The 23,995-nt window shown below is 69.7% G+C and carries 26 protein-coding genes; 7 read left to right on the forward strand and 19 right to left on the reverse strand.

The annotated features are described in order from the left end of the window. Nucleotide 1 precedes the first annotated feature (1 nt). The 8 genes from miaB to J7E25_RS15330 form a co-directional block, all read right to left on the reverse strand. Nucleotides 2-1,597 carry a tRNA (N6-isopentenyl adenosine(37)-C2)-methylthiotransferase MiaB gene (miaB, locus tag J7E25_RS15295; RefSeq protein WP_214871027.1) on the reverse strand — a complete coding sequence of 532 codons (1,596 nt, stop codon included), beginning with the start codon at nucleotides 1,595-1,597 and terminating at the stop codon, nucleotides 2-4. 12 nt (nucleotides 1,598-1,609) lie between these two features. Further along, a complete protein-coding gene (locus tag J7E25_RS15300) occupies nucleotides 1,610-2,335 on the reverse strand; it encodes a regulatory protein RecX (protein ID WP_214871028.1) in 726 nt (241 codons plus the stop codon). 37 nt (nucleotides 2,336-2,372) lie between these two features. Next, a complete protein-coding gene (gene recA, locus J7E25_RS15305) occupies nucleotides 2,373-3,449 on the reverse strand; it encodes a recombinase RecA (protein WP_214871029.1) in 1,077 nt (358 codons plus the stop codon). Nucleotides 3,450-3,752: 303 nt separating this feature from the next. After that, nucleotides 3,753-4,001: a DUF3046 domain-containing protein gene (locus tag J7E25_RS15310; protein ID WP_214871030.1), complete on the reverse strand. Its 249-nt coding sequence runs from the start codon at nucleotides 3,999-4,001 to the stop codon at nucleotides 3,753-3,755. Between the two features lie 64 nt (nucleotides 4,002-4,065). Then, nucleotides 4,066-4,374: a helix-turn-helix domain-containing protein gene (locus J7E25_RS15315; protein WP_022893434.1), complete on the reverse strand. Its 309-nt coding sequence runs from the start codon at nucleotides 4,372-4,374 to the stop codon at nucleotides 4,066-4,068. Between the two features lie 176 nt (nucleotides 4,375-4,550). Further along, the gene (locus J7E25_RS15320; RefSeq protein ID WP_214871031.1) at nucleotides 4,551-6,119 is read right to left on the reverse strand and encodes a tripartite tricarboxylate transporter permease; all 1,569 of its coding nucleotides are present in this window, start codon (nucleotides 6,117-6,119) and stop codon (nucleotides 4,551-4,553) included. Beyond that, nucleotides 6,112-6,678, reverse strand: a complete 567-nt coding sequence (locus J7E25_RS15325; protein ID WP_214871032.1) for a tripartite tricarboxylate transporter TctB family protein — start codon at nucleotides 6,676-6,678, stop codon at nucleotides 6,112-6,114. The genes J7E25_RS15320 and J7E25_RS15325 overlap by 8 nt, the downstream gene beginning before the upstream one ends. After that, nucleotides 6,675-7,742: a tripartite tricarboxylate transporter substrate binding protein gene (locus J7E25_RS15330; RefSeq protein WP_251039165.1), complete on the reverse strand. Its 1,068-nt coding sequence runs from the start codon at nucleotides 7,740-7,742 to the stop codon at nucleotides 6,675-6,677. The genes J7E25_RS15325 and J7E25_RS15330 overlap by 4 nt, the downstream gene beginning before the upstream one ends. Before the next feature lie 168 nt (nucleotides 7,743-7,910). Here J7E25_RS15330 and J7E25_RS15335 point away from each other — a divergent pair, with 168 nt between their 5' ends. Both J7E25_RS15335 and J7E25_RS15340 read left to right on the forward strand, forming a co-directional pair. After that, nucleotides 7,911-9,557, forward strand: coding sequence for a sensor histidine kinase (locus J7E25_RS15335; RefSeq protein ID WP_308164607.1), 1,647 nt, complete (start codon nucleotides 7,911-7,913; stop codon nucleotides 9,555-9,557). Next, nucleotides 9,554-10,249: a response regulator gene (locus tag J7E25_RS15340; RefSeq protein ID WP_214871033.1), complete on the forward strand. Its 696-nt coding sequence runs from the start codon at nucleotides 9,554-9,556 to the stop codon at nucleotides 10,247-10,249. Before J7E25_RS15335 ends, J7E25_RS15340 begins: the two co-directional genes overlap by 4 nt. Before the next feature lie 70 nt (nucleotides 10,250-10,319). On the opposite strand, the gene J7E25_RS15345 is transcribed toward J7E25_RS15340, so the two are convergent. The 8 genes from J7E25_RS15345 to J7E25_RS15380 form a co-directional block, all read right to left on the reverse strand. After that, a complete protein-coding gene (locus J7E25_RS15345) occupies nucleotides 10,320-10,829 on the reverse strand; it encodes a nicotinamide-nucleotide amidohydrolase family protein (RefSeq protein WP_214871034.1) in 510 nt (169 codons plus the stop codon). A gap of 14 nt (nucleotides 10,830-10,843) precedes the next feature. Further along, entirely contained in the window at nucleotides 10,844-11,446 is a 603-nt protein-coding gene (gene pgsA, locus J7E25_RS15350) for a CDP-diacylglycerol--glycerol-3-phosphate 3-phosphatidyltransferase (protein WP_215009649.1), read from the reverse strand. 77 nt (nucleotides 11,447-11,523) lie between these two features. Next, the gene (locus J7E25_RS15355; protein WP_214871036.1) at nucleotides 11,524-14,391 is read right to left on the reverse strand and encodes a DNA translocase FtsK; all 2,868 of its coding nucleotides are present in this window, start codon (nucleotides 14,389-14,391) and stop codon (nucleotides 11,524-11,526) included. 131 nt (nucleotides 14,392-14,522) lie between these two features. Further along, entirely contained in the window at nucleotides 14,523-15,014 is a 492-nt protein-coding gene (locus J7E25_RS15360) for a GNAT family N-acetyltransferase (RefSeq protein WP_214871037.1), read from the reverse strand. A gap of 94 nt (nucleotides 15,015-15,108) precedes the next feature. Further along, a complete protein-coding gene (locus J7E25_RS15365) occupies nucleotides 15,109-16,785 on the reverse strand; it encodes a ribonuclease J (protein ID WP_214871038.1) in 1,677 nt (558 codons plus the stop codon). 65 nt (nucleotides 16,786-16,850) lie between these two features. Further along, a complete protein-coding gene (gene dapA, locus J7E25_RS15370; RefSeq protein ID WP_214871039.1) occupies nucleotides 16,851-17,825 on the reverse strand; it encodes a 4-hydroxy-tetrahydrodipicolinate synthase in 975 nt (324 codons plus the stop codon). A 44-nt stretch (nucleotides 17,826-17,869) separates the two neighbouring features. Then, nucleotides 17,870-18,382, reverse strand: coding sequence for a dihydrofolate reductase (locus tag J7E25_RS15375; RefSeq protein ID WP_214871040.1), 513 nt, complete (start codon nucleotides 18,380-18,382; stop codon nucleotides 17,870-17,872). A 3-nt stretch (nucleotides 18,383-18,385) separates the two neighbouring features. Beyond that, complete coding sequence (locus tag J7E25_RS15380; protein WP_214871041.1) at nucleotides 18,386-19,195, reverse strand: thymidylate synthase; 810 nt, start codon at nucleotides 19,193-19,195, stop codon at nucleotides 18,386-18,388. A gap of 130 nt (nucleotides 19,196-19,325) precedes the next feature. Between J7E25_RS15380 and J7E25_RS15385 the strand changes: the two genes are divergently transcribed. The 4 genes from J7E25_RS15385 to J7E25_RS15400 are packed head-to-tail and all read left to right on the forward strand — an operon-like array spanning nucleotide 19,326 to nucleotide 21,647. Then, a complete protein-coding gene (locus J7E25_RS15385; protein ID WP_214871042.1) occupies nucleotides 19,326-19,811 on the forward strand; it encodes a thioredoxin family protein in 486 nt (161 codons plus the stop codon). After that, nucleotides 19,798-20,256: a DUF4395 domain-containing protein gene (locus J7E25_RS15390; protein ID WP_214871043.1), complete on the forward strand. Its 459-nt coding sequence runs from the start codon at nucleotides 19,798-19,800 to the stop codon at nucleotides 20,254-20,256. The genes J7E25_RS15385 and J7E25_RS15390 overlap by 14 nt, the downstream gene beginning before the upstream one ends. 56 nt (nucleotides 20,257-20,312) lie before the next feature. After that, on the forward strand, nucleotides 20,313-20,738 hold the full coding sequence (locus J7E25_RS15395; protein ID WP_214871044.1) for an OsmC family peroxiredoxin: 426 nt from the start codon (nucleotides 20,313-20,315) through the stop codon (nucleotides 20,736-20,738). Between the two features lie 3 nt (nucleotides 20,739-20,741). Further along, nucleotides 20,742-21,647, forward strand: coding sequence for a TIGR01777 family oxidoreductase (locus J7E25_RS15400; protein ID WP_214871045.1), 906 nt, complete (start codon nucleotides 20,742-20,744; stop codon nucleotides 21,645-21,647). Here J7E25_RS15400 and J7E25_RS15405 read toward each other — a convergent pair. Both J7E25_RS15405 and dapB read right to left on the reverse strand, forming a co-directional pair. Beyond that, nucleotides 21,619-22,059, reverse strand: coding sequence for a hypothetical protein (locus tag J7E25_RS15405; protein ID WP_214871046.1), 441 nt, complete (start codon nucleotides 22,057-22,059; stop codon nucleotides 21,619-21,621). The two genes, J7E25_RS15400 and J7E25_RS15405, sit on opposite strands and share 29 nt — an antisense overlap. Further along, nucleotides 22,056-22,808, reverse strand: coding sequence for a 4-hydroxy-tetrahydrodipicolinate reductase (gene dapB, locus J7E25_RS15410; RefSeq protein WP_214871047.1), 753 nt, complete (start codon nucleotides 22,806-22,808; stop codon nucleotides 22,056-22,058). Before dapB ends, J7E25_RS15405 begins: the two co-directional genes overlap by 4 nt. Before the next feature lie 50 nt (nucleotides 22,809-22,858). On the opposite strand from dapB, the gene J7E25_RS15415 reads away from it, so the two are divergent. Continuing rightward, entirely contained in the window at nucleotides 22,859-23,347 is a 489-nt protein-coding gene (locus J7E25_RS15415; RefSeq protein WP_214871048.1) for a GNAT family N-acetyltransferase, read from the forward strand. 21 nt (nucleotides 23,348-23,368) lie between these two features. Here J7E25_RS15415 and J7E25_RS15420 read toward each other — a convergent pair whose 3' ends face one another. Next, nucleotides 23,369-23,971, reverse strand: coding sequence for a histidine phosphatase family protein (locus tag J7E25_RS15420; RefSeq protein ID WP_214871049.1), 603 nt, complete (start codon nucleotides 23,969-23,971; stop codon nucleotides 23,369-23,371). Nucleotides 23,972-23,995 lie beyond the last annotated feature (24 nt).

Here is a 23,995-nt window from a genome sequence, read left to right on the forward strand (position 1 = left end):
GTCAGCGTTCGGCGTCGGTGGGGTCGTAGATGGGCATGGTGCCGACACCGGGAGCCACGAGCGGCTCGGTGCCACGGGCGCGCAACATCGGCAGACCGAGCGAGACACGGCCGGCAGCGGATGCCGCGAGGCTCGCCGGAACGCCACAGCTCTCGGCTTGCGCGAGATCCCACGCGTCGCCGGCTCGTGTGCGGCGGATGCGGAGCGGGGCGTCGTCGAAGGAGTCGGCGAGGAGGTGGAACGGCGCCGCTTGCGTCACCGTGACCGAGACCACGTCGCCGGGACGCGGGAGCTCGGAACCAGATGGCACTTCGAAGTGCACGAGCCGGCTGTCTTCGGCGCGGCCGCTCAAGCGATGCGTCTCGGCGTCTTTCTTGCCTTCGCCGTTGGCGACGAGCACCTCGACGGGGCGACCGACGACACGCAGGTTCTCGTCCCAGGAGATGCGCTCCTGCAGCGCGATGAGTCGCTCGTAGCGCTCTTGGACGACCGCCTTCGGCACCTGGTCGGGCATCGTCGCGGCGGGGGTGCCCGGCCGGATGGAGTACTGGAAGGTGAACGCGGAGGCGAATCGCGCTGCTTCGACGACGCGCAGCGTCTCTTGGAAGTCCTCCTCGGTCTCACCGGGGAAGCCGACGATGATGTCGGTGGAGATAGCGGCGTTCGGGATACGGGCGCGAACGCGGTCGAGGATGCCGAGGAACTTCTCGGAGCGGTAGGAGCGACGCATTGCCTTGAGCATGCGATCAGAACCCGACTGCAGCGGCATGTGAAGCTGGGGCATGACGGCCGGAGTGTCGGCCATCGCGTCGATGACGTCGTCGGTGAATGCGGCCGGGTGCGGGCTCGTGAAGCGGATGCGCTCGAGCCCGTCGATCTCGCCGGCCGCGCGGAGCAGCTTGCCGAACGCCTGCCGGTCGCCGAACTCGACGCCGTAGGAGTTGACGTTCTGCCCGAGGAGCGTGACCTCGATCGCGCCGTCGTCGACGAGGGCCTGGATTTCGGCGAGGATGTCGCCGGGCCGCCGGTCTTTCTCCTTGCCCCGCAGCGCCGGGACGATGCAGAAGGTGCACGTGTTGTTGCAGCCGACGGAGATGGACACCCATCCGCTGTAGGTGGAGTCGCGCTTCGTCGGCAGCGTGGAGGGGAAGACCTCGAGCGAGTCGAGGATCTCGAGCTGCGCCTCATCGTTGTGGCGTGCACGCTCGAGCAGGCTCGGCAGCGATCCCATGTTGTGCGTGCCGAAGACGACGTCGACCCACGGCGCCTTCTCGAGGATGACGTTCTTGTCCTTCTGCGCGAGGCAGCCGCCCACCGCGATCTGCATGCCGGCGTGGCGGCGCTTGACGCTCGCGAGATGGCCCAGGTTGCCGTAGAGCTTGTTGTCGGCGTTCTCGCGGACGGCGCACGTGTTGATGACCACGATGTCGGCCTCGGCGCCGTTGGCGGGCACATAGCCTGCGGCTTCAAGCGAGCCGCTGAGTCGCTCGGAGTCGTGCACGTTCATCTGGCATCCGAACGTGCGAACCTCATAGGTTCGCGGCGTGGGTGCCGGCTCGGTGGCCTCGGCGGGCGAGACCTCGTGAAGGGTGCTCATGATCGCACCAGTTTACGAGCCTGCGGCTGCGAGCGCGGACGACACCGCCTCACGCACGACGTCGCCGGGGTAACCCCGCCGCTGCAGGAACGCGGAGAGGCGGCGCTCGGCCGTCTTGCGATCGAGTCCGGTGAGCTGACGAGCGCGCCGCTCGGCGACCGCGTGGGCGTTCTCGCGCTCCACCTCGGGATCGAGCTCATCGACGGCGGCGCGCGCCGCGGACGGATCGACGCCGCGTCGGCCGAGTTCTTGCATGATGGCGCCGCTCCCCTTGCCCCGACGCGCTCCATGACTGTGCACGACCTGCTCGGCGAGCCGGGCATCATCGAGATAGCCGAGCCGCTCGTACCGCTCGATCCACTCCTCGACCTCTGTTTCGTCGAGGCCGTGCTCGATGAGCACCGATCGCACTTCGGCGATCGAGAGCGCGGACCGCCTGAGTCGCGACACGACGAGCCGGTCGATGCGCTCATCGCGCTCGGCACCGGACTCTGTGGCTTCGACCTCGTCGCCGACGACGGCAAGACGTGATCGCCGACTGAGTCGACTCTGCCCTCCGAACTCCCGGCGCTTGGGACGCTCCGCCAGCACTTCGGTCGCCGGCGACTCCTCGGGCTCAGCTCGGGACTCCTCCGGCTCAGCTCGGGATTCGGGCGATGCTCGCGGAGTCTCCCCCGCCGGCGTCGCCCATGGCAGGTACGAGACCGGGGCGAGGTGCTCCGATGACTCATCACTCATGTGTCGCTCCTCTCCCCGGTCTTCGTACAGAACAGCGTCAGGCGCCCTTGCGTCCGAGCTTGGGCGCGATCGGCTCCACATTCGACGGCTTCTCAGCCGCAGCGGCGGCGCCGGCACCCTCACCGATGCCGAGCTTCGTGAGGATCTTGCGCTCGATGTCGAGGGCGATATCGGGATTCTGCAGGAGGAAGTTGCGCGAGTTCTCCTTGCCCTGGCCGAGCTGGTCGCCGTCGTACGTGTACCACGCACCCGACTTCTTCACGATGCCCTGGTCGACGCCGTAATCGATGAGGCTGCCCTCACGCGAGATGCCGATGCCGTAGAGGATGTCGAACTCGGCCTGCTTGAAGGGCGGAGCCATCTTGTTCTTCACGACCTTGACGCGCGTGCGGTTGCCGACCGCCTCGGTGCCGTCTTTCAACGTCTCGATGCGTCGGATGTCGAGGCGCACCGAAGCATAGAACTTGAGCGCCTTACCGCCCGCAGTCGTCTCGGGGCTTCCGAAGAAGACGCCGATCTTCTCGCGGAGCTGGTTGATGAAGATCATCGTGGTGTTGGTCTGGTTGAGACCACCCGTGAGCTTGCGGAGCGCTTGCGACATGAGCCGGGCCTGGAGACCGACGTGCGAGTCGCCCATCTCACCCTCGATCTCGGCTCGCGGCACGAGGGCCGCGACGGAGTCGATGACGATCAGGTCGATCGAGCCCGAACGCACGAGCATGTCGGCGATCTCGAGCGCCTGCTCGCCCGTGTCGGGCTGGGAGACCAGGAGGGCGTCGATGTCGACGCCCAGCTTCTTGGCGTAGTCGGGGTCGAGCGCGTGCTCGGCATCGACGAACGCCGCGATGCCGCCCGCGCGCTGCGCGTTGGCGATGGCGTGGAGCGTGAGCGTGGTCTTGCCCGATGACTCGGGGCCGTAGATCTCGATGATTCGGCCGCGAGGGAGGCCGCCGACGCCGAGGGCGACGTCGAGGGCGATCGATCCCGTTGGGATGACCTCCACAGGAGCCCGGTCTTCGCTGCCGAGCCGCATGACCGACCCTTTGCCGAACTGGCGGTCGATCTGTGCGAGCGCGGTCTCGAGTGCTTTCTCGCGATCTGCTGCTGATGGCATTGCTGGCTCCTTTGATGCTCGACGTTGCTGCCTCTAGGCTGTCGTTCCACGTTGCGGGCCGTGACCCGCGGCGTCTCGCGACAAGGCGGTTGCGGTGTGTTCCGACGCTTCGACCGTATGGCCGACCACCGACATCCGACGCCCTGTTCGACGGGAATGTGGAGGGAAACGCCGTTCCTCCTGCTGTTGAGGAGCCTAACGCAGGAACCGAACGGATGTTCGAAGGATCATCCGCGTGTCGAACACGTCTTCGGGACGATCTGCAGCAGCAGGGACGATCTGCATCCAGCGATCAGGCGAGCGTCAGCCGGCGTCGCGAGCGTGGTGCGAGCCCGGCTGGCGCCGCCGGCCGACGCCGTGTCGCCGAGCAGGCGGCACGTCGGCTGCATCGCAGAGGGCGAGCCACACCGAGCGCGGGTCGACGCCGTCGGCGAGCGCCTCGCGGGCCGTGCGGCCGTCGAGCGGCGCGAGCACCAGGTCGTTCACGAGCACGCCGGCATAGCCCGGCCCGAACTCCTCGTCGACGGCGATCTGGAACTCGCTCAGCTTCATCGGACGCCTCCGGACATGCAATCGGCCGGTCCGAGGACCGGCCGATGCGTGGGAACGAAATGGGTCAGCGGACCATCATGTCTGCGTCGAACTCGGCAACGAGCTCGTCGGGCAGGCTGTCAGGCACCACCGAGAGGCCTTCGAGAACCGCAATGCGGTCTCCGACCTCGTGCATGATCACGGAGATGGGCGTGTCGAGGGCATCGGCAACCGAAGCGAGGATCTCGGAGGAGGCCTCTTTCTGACCGCGCTCCACCTCGCTCAGATACCCGAGCGCAACGCTTGCCTTGCTCGCCACCTGCCGAAGGGTGCGACCCTTCTGCAGACGGAAGTCCCTCAGCACATCGCCGATCTCTTGTCGAACCAGAACCATCGGAACCTCCTTCTCTCCGCCTTGCGACTCCGCCGGTACCAGAACGGGAAGCTCAGGCACTTCTGACTTCCCGTGTCTCTAATCTAGCGTCGCACACTGGGCCTTCCGTGTGAACCTGCCACATGTAACAGGGTGTTCACGAAGACTATTCCTCGGGCCCGCGGTCTCTGTTCGGCTCAGGATTTCTCGGGCTCGCGCTCATCGACGGCGGCGATCGCGCCGGTGGGCACGAGCGTCGGGGCCGCCTCGTACCGCGCCTTGCGCCGCTTCAGCCACACGCCGAGCGCGACGATCACGGCGAGCGTGACGTACGCCGTGATCGCGAACGGACTGTGCACGAGATAGAGGAGGTCGCCCTGGCTGATGGCCATGGACTTGCGCAACTGCTCTTCGGCCATCGGCCCCAGGATGCCGCCGACGACCATCGGCGCGACCGGATAGCCGTACTGCCGCATGAGGAAACCCGCGAGCCCGACGACGAGCAGCGTCAGCGTGTCGAACACATTGAAGTGCAGCGCGTAGGCGCCGAGCCCCGCGAACGAGAGGATGCCTGCATACAGGTAGGGCCGCGGAATCCGGAGCACCTTCACCCACATCCCCACGAGCGGGAGGTTCAGCACGAGCAGCATGACGTTGCCGATGTAGAGGCTCGCGATGAGCGCCCAGACGAGTCCGGACTGGTTCTCGAAGAGCATCGGCCCCGGCCGGATCCCGTACGACTGGAACGCGGAGATGATGATCGCCGCGGTCGCCGTCGTCGGCAGCCCCAGGGTGAGCAGCGGCACGAGCACGCCCGCCGCCGCCGCATTGTTCGCGGCCTCGGGCCCGGCGACGCCCTCGATGGCGCCCCGACCGAACTCGGCCTTGGCGCCGCCGCGGGCGAGCTTGCGCTCGGCCGCGTAGGAGAGGAACGTCGCGACATCCGCTCCGCCGGCGGGGATCGTGCCGATCGGGAAGCCGATCGCGGTGCCGCGCAGCCACGGCCGCCACGAGCGCGCCCAGTCGCTGCGAGTCATCCAGGTGCGCCAGCCACCGCCGACCGGGATGATGCGCACCGGACCGTGACGAAGTCGGGATGCGACGTAGAGCGTCTCGCCGAGCGCGAAGAGGCCCACTGCGATGATGACGACGTCGATGCCGTCGGCGAGGCTCGGGATGCCGAAGGTGTAGCGCTGCTGGCCCGAGAGCACCTCGGTGCCGACGAGGCCGAGCAGCAGTCCGAGCCCCAGCGAGACGAGGCCACGTGGCACGCTCGAGCCGAGGAGCGCGCCGACGGTGAGGAACGCGACGACGATGAGGGCGAAGTAGTCGGCGGGGCCGAGTTGCACCGCGAGCTTCGCGATGCCCGGCGCGAGGAACGTGAGGGCGAGCGTCGCGGCGGTGCCGGCGACGAATGAACCGATCGCCGCGGTCGCGAGCGCCGCGGCGCCCCTCCCGGCCTTCGCCATCCGGTTCCCTTCGAGGGCCGTCACGATCGACGAGGACTCCCCCGGCGTGTTCAAGAGGATCGAGGTCGTCGAGCCGCCGTACATGCCGCCGTAGTAGATGCCGGCGAACACGATGAGCGCGCCCGTCGGATCGAGCGAGTAGGTGAGCGGGAGCAGGAGCGCCACGGTCATCGCGGGGCCGATGCCGGGCAGCACGCCGACGGCGGTGCCGATGAAGACGCCGAAGAGCGCGTAGAGGAGGTACTGGGGCTGCAGCGCTGTCGCGAAGCCCTCGAGCAGTGCGGTGAGACTATCCATGGAAGATCGAGATCCAGTCGAGGAGCGGGCCGGCGGGCAGCGAGAGCCCGAGCCAGACACCGAAGACGAGTTGCGTCACGAGCCCGAGGCCGAGGCCGACGCCGAGCGCGACCCACCAGCGCTTCGCGCCGAGCGACCAGGCGGCCCCGGCGAAGAGCACGGCGACCGCGATGGGCCAGCCGGCGAGCTCGATGAGCACGAGTTGCGAGAGGAAGCACACGATGAGCTTCCCGACGGTGAGCCAGTCGGTCGGGGCATCCGGATCGATGTCCTCGCCGTCATCCGGCACGCCGCGACGACCGCGGGCGACCTGCACGATGACGGCGATGGATGCCGCGACGAGCAGCACCCCGACGGCATACGGGAAGACGCGGGGCCCGAGCACGCTCGCCGAGCCCGGCGGCACGCGGATGAACCCGGCGCCGACGATCGCGTACACGCCGAGCGCCGCGCACACCGCGGCGAACGCGAACTCGCCGATCGGGGCGCGCGGCCGGCGGGTGGAGGGGGCCTCCCCCGGCGCGGTCGCGCCGAGGGAGGCCTGAGCGGCGTCGGTCACGGTGCGACCAGGCCGATCGTCTGCAGGGTTTGCGTCACCTCGGCGATGTTGCCGTCGAGGAACGACTGGAACTCGTCGCCGACGAGGAAGGCGTCGGCCCAGCCCTTCTCCTCGAGCGTCGCCTTCCAGCCCGCCGAGTCGTGCAGGTCGGTGACGAGTGCGCGCAGCGCCTCGGCCTCCGCCTCGTCGATGCCGCCGGGTGCCACGAGGCCGCGCCAGTTCGTGAGTTGGACGTCGTATCCCTCGTCGATGAGCGTCGGTGTGTCGGGCAGGAGCTCGACGGGCTCGGGCGAGGAGACCGCGAGGGCTCGCAGCTCGCCGGCCTCGATCTGCTCGACGAACTCGCCGACACCTGAGATGCCGGCCTGCACGGTGTTGCCGAGGAGCATCGTGACGGCCTCGCCACCACCGGAGTTCGGGATGTAATTGAGCGTCGACGGGATGTCGGCCGGGTCGACGCCCGCCTCGGTGAGCAGCATGCCCGCGAGGATGTGGTCGGCGCCGCCCGCTGAACCGCCGGTGACCGAGATGGCCGCGCCGTCCTCGACGATCGCGTCGACGAGGTCCTCGGCGCTCTTGTACGGCGACGACGCCGGCACGACGAGCACGAGTGCCTCCTCGGTGAGCTTCGCGATCGGCGTCGTGTCCTCGATTCGCGCCTCGGAGGCGTTCGTCTCGACCGCGCCGACCATGACGAGTCCGGTGACCATCAAGGTGGCCGCGTTCTTCTCGTTCGCGAGCGCCGCGAGGCCGACCGTGCCGCCCGCGCCGCCGATGTTCTCCACCGGCGCGGAGCCGACGATGTCCTCGTCGGTCAGCACCTGCGACATCGAACGGGCGGTCTGGTCCCAGCCGCCGCCCGGGTCGGCCGGAGCGATGAGGTTGACGGAGTCGAGGGTTACCGCTTCGCCCTCCGCCTCACTGCTGCCTGCGGCATCCGGTGCGGCGCAGGCGGCGAGGCCCAGCATCGTGACGACGCCGATCACTGCCAGCCCGCTGCGGGTGGCCCGCTTCCGCGGGTTCGAGATTTCGGCCGACGTGCGCGGCCAGCTGTGAGATCGCAATTCTCCTCCTTGAGCGCCCGGGTCCATTCCCGGGCATGACGATCGATGTGCGCATGACGCTAGGCGGGTCTCACGCAAGCCGGAATGCTGCGGTCGTAACGGTCGTACTGGTCGTTTCGGTCGATTCGGTCGTATTGGTCACGCTCCGGATGCTGCACACGGGCGCGCGTGAGCGAAACTGTACGGGTGGGCCGGTCGATGACGCTTGGCATGCAGCTGCTGCTGCTGCAGGTCGCCATCGTGCTCATCACCGTGGCCGGCACGGGCGTCACGGCGGTGTGGCTGCAGGAGCGACAGCTGCGCGAGGCCTACCAGGACCGCATGATCGCGGTCGCGCAGTCGGTCGCAGGACTGCCCGCGATCACCGAGGCGTTCGACGACGACGACCCGTCCTCGACCATCCAGCCGATCGCCGAGGTCATCCGGCGTGCCTCCAAGGTCACCTATGTCGTCGTCGCGAACGACCGCGGCATCCGCTACTCGCACCCGAACCCGGATCGCATCGGAGAGCGGGTGTCGACCGACCCCGCGATCCCGCTGTCGGGCGAGATCTACGTCGGCACGCAGACGGGCACCCTCGGCGAGTCCTGGCGCGTGAAGGTGCCGATCTTCGACGACGACGGCAAGGTGATGGGACAGGTGTCGGTCGGCATCCTCGAGTCCGACCTGCGCGAGGACTTCCTCGGGGGCCTCAGCGGGCTCCTCATCGTGCTCGTGATCGCGGCAGTGGTCGGCGTCGTGGGCTCTGCATGGATCGGCCGCCTCATCCGGCGCCGCATCTACGGGCTCGAGCCCGAGGAGATCCGCGCGATGCTCGAGACCCGTGAGGCGATGCTGCACGGGATCCGCGAGGGCCTCATCGCCGTCGACGATGCCGGCCGGATCGTCCTCGTGAACGACGCCGCCGCGCGGTTGCTCGACATCGAGGATCCCGCCGCCGTGCTCGGCGAACACGTGGAGTCGGCGCTCGATCGAGAGCTCGCCCGGTTCATCGCGTCGGGCGAGGACCGGGAGACGCCGGTGCTCTCCGGAGAACGCGTCCTGCTCGTGCACGGCGACCGGGTGCGGGTCGACGGCCGCGAGGTCGGGTCGATCGCGATCCTCCGCGACCGCACGGAACTCGAGACGATGCTACGGGAGCTCGAGGGCGCCCAGGGCCTCGCCGAAGGACTGCGCGCCCAGTCGCACGAGTTCTCGAACAAGCTGCACGTCGTGAGCGGCCTGCTCGAGCTCGGCCACGTCGAAGCCGCCGTCGCGTTCATCGAACGGGTCGGCAGCGGCGGGGCGCTCTCCGCGCTCGATGAGCACGACGGCATCGGCGACGTCGAGACCGCGGCGCTCGTGCTCGCCAAACGCAGCCGGGCGCAGGAGCTCGGACTCGGCCTCGAGCTCGATCCCGAGTCGCACCTCGACGCCGCGGGCGGCGACATGCCGCGCACCGAGCTCTTGACCGTCGTCGGCAATCTGCTCGACAACGCGATCGAGGCGTGTGCGCTCGGCGGATCCATCACCCTCTCGATCCGCGACGACCTCGAGCCCGGCGTGCTCGTGGTGCGTGTCGACGACGATGGACCCGGCGTGCCCGCCGGCCTCCGCGACCAGATCTTCGAACCCGACGTGAGCGACAAGGCCGCGACGCCCGGCAAGGCACGTCGCGGCATCGGGCTCACCATCGTGAAGCGCGTCGCCGCTCGCCTCCGCGGCTCGGCAGCCGTTCAGGACTCCCCCAGCGGAGGCGCACGGTTCATCGTCCGCCTCCCGTGGACCCCGGCCACCCCCACGTCGACGAGCGAGCAGATCGGATCACGGCGATGAGCGACATCCGGGCCGTCATCGTCGACGACGACTTCGCCGTCGCGCATGTGAACCGTGCCTTCGTCGACGCCCAGCCGGGGTTCGTCGTCGTCGCCGAGGCGCACACCGGCGCGGAGGCCATCGCCGCGATCGAACTGCATCGACCGCAGCTCGTGCTGCTCGACGTCTACCTCCCCGATCTCGGCGGCCTCGACGTGCTGCGCCGGGTCCGTGCCACGGGCGACGATGTCGAGGTCATCGCCGTGACCGCAGCCCGCGACCTCGACACCGTGCGGAAGGCCCGGCTCCTCGGCGTGCGCCACTATCTCGTGAAGCCGTTCTCGGGTGCGAGCCTCGCCGAACGACTCGAGGAGGTGCGGCGCGGGATCGCCGCCGACCGGGCGGCCGCACCCAGCGTCACCCTCGACCAGCGCGGGGTCGACCAGTTCCTCGGCGCGGCATCCCGCCGCCACGCCGCCTTGCCGAAGGGACTCTCGCCCGTGAGCCTCGCGCGCGTCGCCGAGGGGCTCGCGGAGCGCGACGCAGATGTCTCGGCCGCCGAGCTCGCCGAATCGCTCGGCATGTCTCGCGTCAGTGCCCGGCGCTACCTCGAGCATCTCGTCGCGACCGGCGCAGCGGAGGTTGCGCCGCGGTACGGGTCGGCCGGACGGCCCGAGCACCGGTATCGGGTGCCGACGTCGAAGGCCCGCTGAGTCCACCGAATCCTCGGCATCCCCCAGCGGGAGCCGCGGCGACGCCGGTCGCCTGCCCGACGAGCCGGACTCAGCTGCCCTCGAGCCTCGACAGCACGCAATCGATCGCGGCTCGCACCGTCGCCGTGCGGATCTCGGCGCGATCGCCGGGGAGCTCGAGCGCGATCGATTCGACCTCGTCGCCGAGCGCGATGCCGAGGTACACCGTGCCGGCGCGCTTGCCGTCTTGCTCGGTCGGGCCCGCGACCCCTGTGGTCGCGACGCCGATGTCGGCGGCGCGGCCGTCGACGGCGAGGGCCGTGCGGACGCCGGTCGCCATCTGCCGGGCGACGTCGGGATGCACGGCACCCTCTCGGGCGAGGAGCTCAGCCGAGACCCCGAGGAGCGAGCGCTTGATCGCGGTGTCGTAGGCGACGACGCCTCCGCTCACCACGAGCGAGGCGCCGGGGATGCGAGTGAGCTCGGCGACCACGAGACCGCCCGTGAGCGACTCGGCGACGGCGATGCGCAACTGCCGTCGGGTGAGTTCGGCGATAAGGCGAGCGGTGGGATCGGACGGGCTCGCCGCCACCTGCGGCATCCGCTCGCCAGCCCTCATCGCCCTGGGCGCGGCGAGCGAGCGAGCACGACGGCGTCGCGCACGTAGAGCAGGCCCGACCACACGGTGAGCACGAGCGCGAGCGCCATGGCCGACCAGTTCAGCCAGTACACCCAATCGCCCACCAGCGTCCACAGCGGCACGAGCGCGAGCGAGATGGCGACCGACTGCACGACGGTCTTGAGCTTGCCGCCGGATGACGCGGGCACGACGTTGCCGCGGCGCAGCTCGACGAGGCGCCACACCGTGATGCCCACCTCGCGCGCGATGATCACGATCGTGACCCACCACCACAGCTCGCCGAGGATCGAGAGGCACACGAGTGCGCCGCTCGTGAGGAGCTTGTCGGCGATCGGGTCGAGGATCTTTCCGAGGTCGGTGACGAGGCCGCGGGAGCGCGCGATGTGCCCGTCGATGCCGTCGGTCGCGATCGCGGCGATGAAGAGCACGGCCGCGGCCCATCGGAGCCAGCCGTCTGCGCCGTTGTCGGCGAGCAGCATCCAGAAGAACACCGGGGCCGCGAGGATGCGCACGAACGTGATGGCGTTCGGAAGGTTCCAGTTCGCCGATCGCTCACTGCTTCCGGCGGGAGAGGTCATAGGCCAAGGATAGCGGTCGGCCATCGGCCGGCCTCGGGCGACCACGGCCCTGTGGAGAGCCTGCGGACGGCGATCGGTCAATCGCGACCGGTGAGTCCCCAGGCGTCATCGTCGGACTCGCCCTCGACCTCGGCCATGCCCTCGGCCGACCGGGCCACGGCATTGTCGTAGCGATCGTCTGGGGCGCCGTAGGCCTCTTCGTGATATCCGCCCCCACCGGCAGGCCCTGCACCCTGGGACGAGGGGACTGGAGCCGCCGCCGGCTCCTCGCCGCGAAGTCGCGCGAGCACGTCGGGCAGCTGTTCGACCGTCACGAGCACGTCGCGAGCCTTCGAGCCCTCGGAGGGGCCCACGATCTCGCGCGACTCCAGCAGGTCCATGAGCCGACCGGCCTTCGCGAAGCCCACGCGGAGCTTGCGCTGCAGCATCGACGTCGACCCGAACTGCGTCGAGACCACGAGCTCGGCTGCCGCGAGCAGGAGCTCGAGGTCGTCGCCGATGTCGGAGTCGATCTCCTTGCGCGCGGCGACGGCTGCGACATCGGGCCGGTAGTCGGGCCGCGCCTGCCGCGTGACGTGCTTGACGACCTTCTCGATCTCGGCCTCGGTCACCCAGGCGCCCTGCACGCGGATGGGCTTCGACGCACCCATCGGCAGGAACAGCCCGTCGCCCTGGCCGATGAGCTTGTCGGCGCCCGGCTGGTCGAGGATGACGCGGGAGTCGGTGACGCTCGTGACGGCGAACGCGAGTCGCGACGGCACGTTCGCCTTGATGAGGCCGGTGACCACGTCGACCGACGGCCGCTGCGTGGCGAGCACGAGGTGGATGCCCGAGGCGCGCGCGAGCTGGGTGATGCGCACGATCGAGTCCTCGACGTCGCGTGGGGCGACCATCATGAGGTCGGCGAGCTCGTCGACGACCACGAGGAGGTACGGGTAGGGCTTGAGCTTGCGCTCGCTGCCGGCCGGCAGCACGATCTCGTCGTTGACGACGGCCTTGTTGAAGTCGTCGATGTGACGGAACCCGAACGACGCGAGGTCGTCGTAGCGCATGTCCATCTCTTTCACGACCCACTGCAGCGCTTCGGCCGCCTTCTTCGGGTTCGTGATGATGGGCGTGATGAGGTGCGGCACCCCGCCATAGGGCGCGAGCTCGACGCGCTTCGGGTCGATGAGCACCATCCGCACGTCGGCGGGCGTGGCGCGCATGAGCAGGCTCGTGATCATCGAGTTGACGAAGCTCGACTTTCCGGAACCGGTGGAGCCTGCGACGAGGAGGTGCGGCATCTTCGCGAGGTTGGCGACGACGTAGCCGCCGCCCACGTCTTTGCCGACGCCGATCGTCATCGGATGCTTGGCATTCGCCGCCGCACCGGAACGCAGCACGTCGCCGAGGGTGACGATCTCACGGTCGGCGTTCGGGATCTCGACGCCGATCGCGCTCTTGCCGGGGATCGGCGAGAGGATGCGAACCTCGTTCGATGCCACCGAGTAGGCGAGGTTCTTCGAGAGCGCCGTGACACGCTCGACCTTGACGCCGGGGCCGAGCTCGATCTCGTATTGCGTGACCGTGGGACCGCGTGAGAACCCGGTGACCTTGGCGTCGACCTGGAACTGGTCGAGCACTCCCGTGATCGAGCGCACGACGTCGTCGTTGGCGGCCGACCGTGACTTCGCCGGTGCACCGGCGCCGAGGGTCGAGGCGGCGGGCAGGTGGTAGGGACGATCGGGCTCGGATGCCGCGACGGGCGTGACGTCTGCGAGTGCGCCGCCCCCGGCGTCGGCCGAGCCCGTGCCGCCCGCTTCGGTCTCGTCGAACACGGCGAGCACCGAGGTCGCGCCGCCGTCGTCGCCGCGGAGACCGGTGCCGCCTCGCGGAACGTCGCCGGTGAAGTGCTGCAGGGCGGATTCCGCGCGTTCGAGGTCGCCGAGCACCTCTGAGCCGTAGGACGCCGGGCCGCCCTCGCCCTCGAGCGGCGACTCGAAGCTTCCGGCGGCCGAGCCCGCGCCGAACACCTCGGTGAGCTGGTCGATGGCGGGGGCCGCGAACGCGGGGTCTTCTTCCCGATTGGAGTCGTTGCGACGCCACCACGGCAGGAGGCCGGCGGGTTCGGCATCGTCGGCGGATGCGTCGATGCCGTCGAGCTCGAGCTGCGCCGACTCCTTGCGCTTGCGCCGCGACGGCCGCTCGGCGGTCTCGGCCTCGCCGGGCTCGGCGACGGGAGCCCCGAAGAGCCACGCGTAGAGCTCGCGGAAGCGCGCGGGAATGCGGTTCGGCGGAGTCTTCGTGATGATGAGGAGCGCGAGCACGAGCAGCACGATGACGACGATCGTCGCGCCGATCGCGGTGATGAGGAGCGTGAGCGGCGCTGCGAGCATCCAGCCGAGGATGCCGCCGGCACGCGCGAGCACGGTCATGCCGTCGCGGGGTTCGGGCGCACCGCCGAAGAGGTGGCAGAGCGCCGAGACGGTGAGCAGCAGCAACCCGAGCCCGATGCCGATGCGCGTGTTGTCGTGCACCGAGCTCGGGTGACGGAACAGCCACACGGCGAAGAGCAGCATGATGACGGGCAGCGCGAAGGCCACTCGGCCGAAGAGCCCGCCGAAGGTCCAGGAGTCGAGTGCCTGTGCCACGGGATCGTTGATGAAGAACCACTCGACGACGGCGCCCGCGATGGCGAGCACGATGATGAAGAACGGCAGGCCGTCGCGGCGCTCCTCTTTCTGGAGGGTCTCAGGGCCGAGCGCACGGGCTGCGCCGCCGGCGACGTGCGCGAGGCCCATCCAGGCGCGAACGAGGATGCTCGGGCGCTCGGGAGTCGACGACGCCTTCGTCGCCGCCCGCGCGCGAGTCGCGGGCAGCTTCTTCGTGGGCGCGGTGCGCGAGGCCGAGCCGCGGCCGGACGTGCCCGAAGCACGACCGTTCGACTTGGTGCTCGTAGCCATTCCCCCACGTTAAGGCCGACCGCCGACTCGCGTCGACAGGATGCCGCGAGTGTCTGCGATCGGAGTTCGGAACCCGATCGCGTCGATGACCCGCGGGCGTGGTGTGCGTGGGCCGTCGACGACTGCTGGAATCACGCCAGCGAGCGCACCATCGTGTCCCTGCCGTTACCGGATGCCACGACGATGAACCCCTCCGAGCGATAGAGCAGGTGCGCGAAGTTGCCGTGCTCGACGCTCAGGGTGAGCCGGGCGAACCCGGCCGAGCGCGCGGCATCCGTGAGCCCGCGGATGAGTGCGCGACCGATGCCCTGCGCCCTCCAAAGCGGCCGGACGCCGATGATGAGCTCGGGCACGCCGGATGCCACGAAGCCGTACGCCCGGTCGGGCGCCGCGAAGAGGCGGTACCAGGCGGCGCCGATCGGGCGCTGGTCGGCGTCGAGCGCGACGACGCCCGCGTCGGCCGGCCGCTGCCAGCCCGCGATGTACCCGCGGTAGACAGGATCGGCGAGCACGGTCGGCCTCGGCCGGGGAACCCCCGTCCGCCAGTTCGCCGCCTCGACCACCATGTCGGCGAGGAAGGTGCCGTCGCTCGAGGTGGCCGGGCGGATCGAGAACTCCGCCATGCGCGGAGGCTACGCCCCGAGTGTTTCGGCAGCGTTTCGAGATGCAACGCCGACCCGGCCGACTGGCGCCGAACCGCGCCGACCAGCCCCGCTGCTACGCCTCGATGACGAGCGGCACGAGCATCGGGCGACGACGCAAGCGCCGGTTCACCCAGCCGCCGAGCACTCGGCGCACGACCTGCGAGAGGGCATGCGAGTCGCGCACGCCGCTGTGTGCGGCATCGGCGAGGGCGGCGATGATCTTCGGCTTGACGTCATCGAACACGGCGTCGTCTTCGGCGAAGCCGCGCGCGTGGATCTCGGGGCCGGTGATGACCCGGCCGGTCGACGCGTCGACGACGACGATGACTGAGATGAATCCCTCTTCGGCGAGGATGCGGCGGTCTTTCAGGTCGGCGTCGGTGATCTCGCCGACCGTCGAGCCGTCGACGTAGACGAATCCGAGGTCGAGCTGGCCGGCCACCTTCACGACACCGTCGCGGAGGTCGTAGACCGAGCCGTTCTCACCGATGAAGGTGTTCGCCGCCGGGATGCCCGTGTCGCGAGCGAGCTTCGCGTTCGCGAAGAGGTGCCGGAACTCGCCGTGGATCGGCAGCACGTTCTTGGGCTTCAGGATGTTGTAGCAGTAGAGCAGCTCGCCGGCCGCGGCGTGGCCCGAGACGTGCACCTTGGCGTTGCCCTTGTGCACGACGTTCGCGCCGAGCTTCGTGAGCCCGTCGATCACGCGGTATACCGCGTTCTCGTTTCCGGGGATGAGGCTCGAGGCGAGGATGACCGTGTCGCCCTCACCGACCTCGATCTGATGTTCGCGGTTCGCCATGCGGGAGAGCACGGCCATCGGCTCGCCCTGCGATCCGGTCGACATGTAGACGATCTCGTCGTCGGGGACGTCGCCGGCCTTCTTGTAGTCGATGAGCACGCCCGGCGGCACCTTGAGGTAGCCGAGCTCGGCGGCGATCGTCATGTTGCGCACCATGCTGCGGCCGAGGAGCGCGACGCGACGGTCGTTCTCCCACGCGGCGTCGAGTACTTGCTGCACGCGGTGCACGTGGCTCGAGAAGCTCGCCACGATGACCCGGCGCGGGGCCCTCGCGAAGACCTCGTCGAGCACGGGGCCGATGGAGCGCTCGAGCGGGGTGAAGCCCGGGACATCCGCGTTCGTGGAATCGACCATGAAGAGGTCGACGCCCTCTTCGCCGAGCCGTGCGAACTCGCGAAGGTCGGTGAGCCGGCCGTCGAGCGGAAGCTGGTCCATCTTGAAGTCGCCCGTGGCGAGCACGGTGCCCGCAGTCGTCTTGATCGCCACGGCGAGCGCATCGGGGATCGAGTGGTTCACGGCGATGAACTCGAGGCGGAACGGGCCGATCTGCTCGTGCTGGCCCTCTTTGACGTTGAGGGTGTACGGCTGGATGCGGTGCTCCTTGAGCTTCGCCTCCACCAGCGCGAGGGTGAGCGTCGAACCGATGAGCGGGATGTCGGCGCGTGCCTTCAGCAGGTAGGGCACGGCGCCGATGTGGTCTTCGTGACCGTGCGTGAGCACGACGCCCACGACGTCGTCGAGTCGCTCCTTCATGAACCCGAAGTCGGGCAGGATCAGGTCGACACCCGGTTGGTGCTCTTCGGGGAAGAGCACACCGCAGTCGACGATGAGGATCTTGCCGTCGATCTCGTAGCTCGTCATGTTCCGGCCGATCTCGCCGAGGCCGCCGATGGGGATGATGCGGAGCGTGCCGGATTCGATCGGGGCAGGTTCGATGACGACGTCGGGCATAAGCCCTCCTTACGTTGCGGTGTTCAGTTCAGTGCGGCCGTGCCGGCGGATGCCTCGGCTCGCGATCAGCGTGTGGTGCCCGCGACCTTCGGCAACGCGCCGCCGGCGGCGGCGTTGCGGTCGGGGCGGAAGTTGTGGAAGTCGACGCCGGGGATGTCGCGGACGAGATCGATCTCGTCTTCGATCTGCGCGGCCTCCCACTCTTCGGGGCCGACGAGCGGAAGGCGCACGCGAGGACTGCCGATGCGGCCGAGTCCGTGCAGGATGTACTTGGTCGCGACCGTGCCCGGAACATGGGTCATCACGGCGCGCACGAGGGGCTCGAGCTTGCGGTGCGCTGCGGTCGCGGCGGCCAGGTCGCCGCGGTTCACGGCGTCGACGATCGTGCGGTACGGCCTCGCCGCGATGTTGGCGGTGACGCCGATGAGCCCGGTGGCGCCGATCGCGAGCTCGGGCAGCACGTTCGCGTCGTCGCCGCAGAAGTACAGGAGATCGGTCTGGTTCAGCACCCGACTGACCTCGGAGAAGTCGCCCTTCGCGTCTTTCACGGCCAGGATGTTCGGATGCTTCGAGGCGCGCAGGATCGTCTCGTACTTGATCGGCACGCCGGTGCGCCCGGGAATGTCGTAGAGGATGACCGGCAGGTCGGTGGCGTCGGCGACCATGCGGAAGTGCGTGAGGATGCCGGCCTGCGTGGGCTTGTTGTAATAGGGCGTGACGATCATGATGCCGTCGGCACCGGCCTGCTCGCTGTGCTTGTAGAGCTCGATCGCGTGGGCGGTCTCGTTCGAGCCTCCGCCCGTGATGATCTTCGCGCGGCCGCCGGCGACCTCTTTGCCGACCTCGACCAGCCGGATCTTCTCGGGGTCGGTGAGCGTGGAGGTCTCCCCGGTGGTGCCCGTGACGACGATGCCGTCGGCGCCGTCGTTGATCACGTCGTCGATGTGCTTCTCGACCCCGGGCCAATCGACCTCGCCGTCAGCCGTGAACGGCGTGACGAGCGCGACGAGCACTTGTCCGAAGGGGTTTTCTGAAGTCACGCACTCAAGCGTATCGGTTCGGGCGGACCCGACGAGGCACGCCGTCAGCGGCGCTCGTACGTGAGGAAGCGGTACTCGAGGCCTGACGCCGAGACATGCGCGCCATCGACGGGGTCGGCGGCGGTGAGGCGCCACGAGGCGTCGACCTGGGGCGCGACCGTGTCGCCGGCGACCACGGCGTCGAGGCTGGTGACCTCGAGCCGGTCGGCGACGCCGATCGTCTGCCGATAGAGCTCAGCGCCGCCGATGATCCACACGAACTCGTCGTCGGCGCGGCCCTGCGCGGCGAGCTCGAGTGCCGCCGCTACGGATGCCGCGACCTCGGCTCCCTCGAACACCGCGTCGGCCTGCCGCGTGACCACGAGATTGCGACGGCCCGGAAGCGGGCGGAATCGCGGCGGCAGTGACTCCCACGTCTTGCGTCCCATCACCACTGGCGCGCCGATGGTCACGTCGCGGAAGTGGGCGAGGTCTTCAGGCAGATGCCAGGGCATGACGCCGCCCACGCCGATCACGCCGTCGTCGGCCTCGGCCCAGATGAGCCCGATGCGGGCCACGGCTCAGACCGCCACGGCGGCGCGGATCGCCGGGTGGTGCTGGTATCCCTCGACGACGAAGTCCTCGTACTCGTAGTCGAAGATCGAGGCGGGCGTGCGCGCGAACCGCAGCGTGGGCGAGGGGAACGGTGTGCGAGTGAGCTGCTCGGTCACCTGCTCGACGTGGTTGTCGTAGATGTGGCAGTCGCCGCCCGTCCACACGAAGTCGCCGACCTCGAGGCCGGTCTGCGCCGCAATCATGTGGGTGAGCAGCGCGTAGGACGCGATGTTGAACGGCACGCCGAGGAAGAGATCTGCACTGCGCTGGTAGAGCTGGCACGAGAGCCTGCCGTCGGCCACGTAGAACTGGAACAGCGCGTGGCACGGCGCGAGCGCCATGTCGGGGATGTCGGCGGGGTTCCAGGCCGACACGATGAGGCGGCGCGAGTCGGGGTTCGCGCGGATCTGGTCGATGACCTGCGAGATCTGGTCGATGCTCTCGCCCGATGGCGTCGGCCACGAGCGCCACTGCACGCCGTAGACGGGACCGAGCTCGCCCGCGGCATCCGCCCATTCGTCCCAGATGGTGACGCCGTGATCGCGGAGCCACCCGACGTTCGACTCCCCGCGCAGGAACCAGAGCAGTTCGTAGGCGATCGACTTGAAGTGCACCCGCTTCGTGGTGACGAGCGGGAACCCCTGCGAGAGGTCGAAGCGGAGCTGGCGCCCGAACACGCTGCTGGTGCCGGTGCCCGTGCGATCGGTCTTGTGCGTGCCGTGCTCGAGCACGTCGCGCAGCAGGTCTTCGTATGGGGTGGAAGTCGTCTCGGCCATCGCCTCGATGCTAACCCCGGCAGGCGACAGCGGGCGGATGCCACGGGCGTGCCGCGTCGCCCCGCTCGCCGCGCGCGTCATCCTCCGTCACACGCCCCCGGGCAGCCACGGCCCGACGTAGCATCGCGACATGGACTGGCTTGCCGCGCTCATCGCGGGCCTCGCCCTGCCCGCCGCCGCCACGGCGCTGGGATTCGCCTGGAAGGCGCGCACGGGCCGGTTGCACGCCGCGCGAGCTGCCGGTGCCGGTGCCGCGGGTGCCGCCGGTGCCGCGGGTGCAGGCGACGAGACCGTCGAGGCGCTCGAACTGGGCCGCGCAGCCCTCGGCCCCGTGGCCACGCTCGTGCAGTTCTCGACCAAGTACTGCAGCCGCTGCCCGGCGACCGCGCGTCAGCTCACCGGGGTCGCCGCCGAGTACGACGGGGTGCGCCACGTCGAGGTCGACCTCACCCATCGCGGCGACCTCGCCGAGCGGTTCCGGGTGCTGCAGACGCCGACCACCCTCATCCTCGACGCCCACGGCGTCCCCACTGCACGAGTCGGCGGCGTACCCCGCCTCGGCGCGGTACGCGACCACCTCGACGCACTCACCGGGAGAACCAGTGTCACATCCTGAACCCGCCGGAATCGACCCGCGCGGCCCGCGCTTCACCGCCTCCGTCACGGCGACGCTCCTGCTCATCACGGCCGTGCTGGGCTTCGGCGGCGCGACCCTCGCAGCGTGGATCCTGCTCGCGGTGATCACGCTCGTGTTCGCGTGGAGCGCCATCGCCGGCGTCCGCCGCAACCCGTTCTCGATCGTGTTCGCGCGATTCGTGCGCCCGCGCCTCCGCCCGCCAGCCGAACTCGAGGACCCCCGCCCGCCGACGTTCGCGCAGGGCGTGGGATTCGTGGTGACGGTCGCGGGCGTCGTGCTGGGCCTCTTCGGCGCGGCCTACGCCGTGCCGATCGCCGCCTCCCTCGCGTTCGTCGCCGCCTTCCTCAACGCCGCGTTCGGATACTGCCTCGGATGCCAGATCTACCTGCTGCTCGTGCGCGCCCGCGTCATCCCCCGCACCTGACATCCGCGGCATCCGCCCCGCTAGGCTGGAGCCCCGGCTCGAGGAGGAGGACCCATATGGCTGTCACGAGTGAATCGACCACCGTCTGGACGGGAACGCTGAACGAGGGCTCGGGCACCGTCTCCCTCGACTCGTCGAAGACGGGTGAGTTCGCCGTCAACTGGAAGGCGAGATCCGAGGGGGTCTCGAACACGACCAACCCCGAGGAGCTCCTCGGCGCCGCACATTCCGCGTGCTTCTCGATGCAGCTCTCCGGCGCACTCACCCGCGCCGGACATCCGCCCGAGAGCATCCAGGTGACGGCGGCCGTGACCTTCGAGGCCGGCCGTGGCGTGCTCGGCAGCCACTTGCTCGTGAGCGCCCGCGTGCCCGGCCTCACCGAGGAGGAGTTCGAGGCCTTCGCCGAGGACGCGAAGCAGAACTGCCCCATCTCGCAAGCACTCACGGGCATCCCGATCACGATCGAAGCCGAACTCGCCTAGTCGATGCGGGTGCTCGTCGCCGGCGCGTCCGGTTTTCTCGGAACCGCGCTCGTCGAGCGGCTGAGCGCCGATGGGCACGACGTCGTGCGCCTCGTACGACGCCGGGCCCACGGCACGGATGAAACGGCCTGGTCGCCGGCCGCGGGCATCATCGACTTCACCGTCATGGACCGTGTCGACGCGGTCGTGAATCTCTCGGGAGCCTCACTCGCCCGATTGCCGTGGACGAAGGCGTATCGCGGCGAGCTCCTCGAGTCCCGCATCACTGCCACGCGCACGCTCACCGACGCGATGCGCAAGGCGCGCCGTCCACCCGCCGTGTTCCTCAGCGCCTCGGCGGCAGGCTACTACGGCGACCGTCCAGGCGAACTGCTCAGGGAGTACTCGGGTGCAGGCACCGGATTCCTCGCCGACCTCGTCGTCAGGTGGGAGGCGGCGGCCGCACTGGCTCCCGAGCAGACCCGCACGGTGATGTTCCGCAGCGGCATCGTGGTCGGCCACGGCGGCGCGATGCAGCCCATCGGCACGCTCACGAGACTCGGGGTGTCGGGCCGGCTCGGCACGGGAGGCCAGCACTGGCCTTGGATCGCGCTCGACGACGAGATCGGCGCACTCATGCACCTGCTCGAGTCGCAGCTCGCCGGACCGGTGAACCTCGCCGGCCCCACGCCCGCCACCGCCGACCGGGTGATGACGGCAATGGCCGAGCGGATGCACCGCCCCTACTCGCTCGTCGTGCCCGAGCGCATGCTCGAGCTCGCACTCGGCCTCGCGGCCGACGAGCTGCTATTGGCAAGTCAGAAGATGAGCCCGCAACGCCTCATCGACGACGGCTACCGCTTCCGGCACGCGACCGTCGAGTCGGCGGTCGACGCAATGCTCAGCGCTCCGCGCGCTCGAGCTCGATAGCACGCCGCACGGCCTGACGCGCACGGCGGCGATCGCCGGCAGCGTCGTACGCGAGTCCGAGACGGAGCCAGGCGTGCCAGGAGGCGGGCTCGAGGTCGACGGCCTCGCGGAATCGCGGGAACGCGGCATCCGCCGACGCCCGGTCGGGTCGCCCACTCGGCAGGGCCGCGATGCCGAGGTCGAGGCCGCCCTCGGCCTCGAGCCGCCGCACGAGCGCCTGGGAACGGATGCCGAACGCGAGCTCGCGCCACAACGCCCAGGCGCCGATGAAGGGCAGCACCGCGAGCGCAATGCCGATGGCGACCGCGACGGGCTCACCGGTGCCGATGAACTGCACCGCCCGCCAGCCGACGAGGGCGACGTAGAGGGCCAGCAGCACGGCCATGATGACCGCGCCGGCCTTCGCGGTCATCGAGGGGCGCCGGGCAAGCCGAGGTCGAGCAGCGCGTCGAGGCCGACGGTGACCCCGATCGCCTCGGGGGCGCGTCGCAGCGCGAGCAGGATGCCGGCTTCGTACGAACTCGGCGACAGCGTGGAATGCGTGATCGTGAGGGTCTCGCCGTGGCCGCCGAGCACGACCCGCTGTTCTGCGAGCAGTCCCGACATCCGGAGGCTGTGCACCGGCACCCCTGAGACGAGCTGGCCCCGAGCACGCTGGTCGGCGTGCGGTGCCGCGACGGGTCCGTTGAGCCGGCGAGCCTCGCCGATGAGCTCGGCGGTGCGCACCGCGGTGCCCGACGGCGAGTCGACCTTGCCCGCGTGGTGCGCCTCGACGATCTCGATCGAGTCGAAGAACTGCGCGGCGAGGGCGGCGAAGGCGGTGCCGAGCACGCTGCCGATCGAGAAGTTCGGCACGAACAGCACAGCGCCGGCCTCGGCATGGCCGCGCATCAACGCCGTGATCTCGGCGATGCGGTCATTCGACCAGCCGGAGGTGCCGACGACGATCGGAATGCCGGCGCCCGTCGCGAACTCCACGATCTCAGCACTCGCACCGGGGTGCGTGACGTCGAGGGCGACATCGGCGCCGAGCATCTCGTCGAGGCTTGACCGCGAGTTGAGGGCGGCGTGCAACTCGAGATCGTCGGCCTCCTCGATGAGCCGGATCGCCAAACGTCCCATGTTGCCCGTGGCACCCGCCACGGCGACCCGTATCGTCACGTGGTTCACCCTAGCAATGCGGGGTTCCCACGGCCGAATAGGCTGATCTCATGCTGCGATTCCGCGAGGCCGACGTGACCGATGCCGACGCGCACGGGCTGCTCGAGGCGTACTTCGCCGAGCGCGCGGCGGGGTTCCCGCCCGAGCAGGGCGAGTACCGGCCGACGTGGCCGGACGCCGCGCAGTTCACCCCGCCCGCGGGCGTGTTCCTCGTCGCGATCGACGTCGATGGCGCTGGCGAGGCCGTCGGCTGCGGCGGCGTCCGGCGCATCCAGCGGTCGCCGGCCGATGAGGTGCGCTTCGAGGTGAAGCACGTCTGGCTCGCACCGGCCGGGCGCGGTCGCGGCGAGGGCCGACGCCTGCTCGACGAGCTCGAGCGGCGGGCCGCCGAGCTCGGTGCCGAGGAGATCGTGCTCGACACCAACGCGAGCCTCGAAGCGGCGGGCGGCCTCTACCGCTCGAGCGGCTACACCGAGATCGAACCGTACAACGCGAACCCGAACGCGACGCACTGGTTCGGCAAACGGCTCCCCCGCTGATCCGCCGAGGGCGTCCGTTGCTCAGAGCGAATACGGCTCGGGCAATCCGGTGCGCAGCTCGGGTGGCAGGTGCGCGAGGTCGTTGTGAGTGACGAGGCTCCACGGCCGGCCCGACTTCTGCGTGAGCACCGTGAGACCACAATTGGCCTGGTTGATCGAGACCCAGCGCCACGCGGGCGCACCGAGCACCTCGCGCACGAACCACGCGATCACGAAGTTGTGGGTGATGAGCAGGTCGTGCCGATCCTCGCGGTGCGACCGGAGGAACTCGACGACGGCGTCGGCCATCTGGGCGCTGCCGGCCTCGATCTCGGCCTCGGTCACCGAACCGAAGAACGGGTCGTAGACCTTCGGGGTCTCGGGAGCCGGCCCCGATGGAACGCAATCGAAGAGCAGTGCCGAGGGCTCAGGGTTCAGTGCCGGCATCTTCGCCGCGATGATCTTCGCCGTCTCGGTGGCCCGCTGCAGCGGAGAGTGCCACGCATTGTCGAACGGGATGCCGCCGAGGCGCTCCCCGAGGAGCTCCGCCTGGCGCCGGCCGCGCGGGGAGAGGGGTCCGTCGGGCATGCCGTGCTCAGCGTCGAGCTGCTCGCCGTGGCGGACCAGGTAGAGATGGTGGGGCACTGGTTTCGGTTCCTGTACTGCTCG

The organism is Agromyces sp. ISL-38 (genome assembly GCF_018613935.1).
In the GTDB taxonomy this organism is placed as follows: domain Bacteria; phylum Actinomycetota; class Actinomycetes; order Actinomycetales; family Microbacteriaceae; genus Agromyces.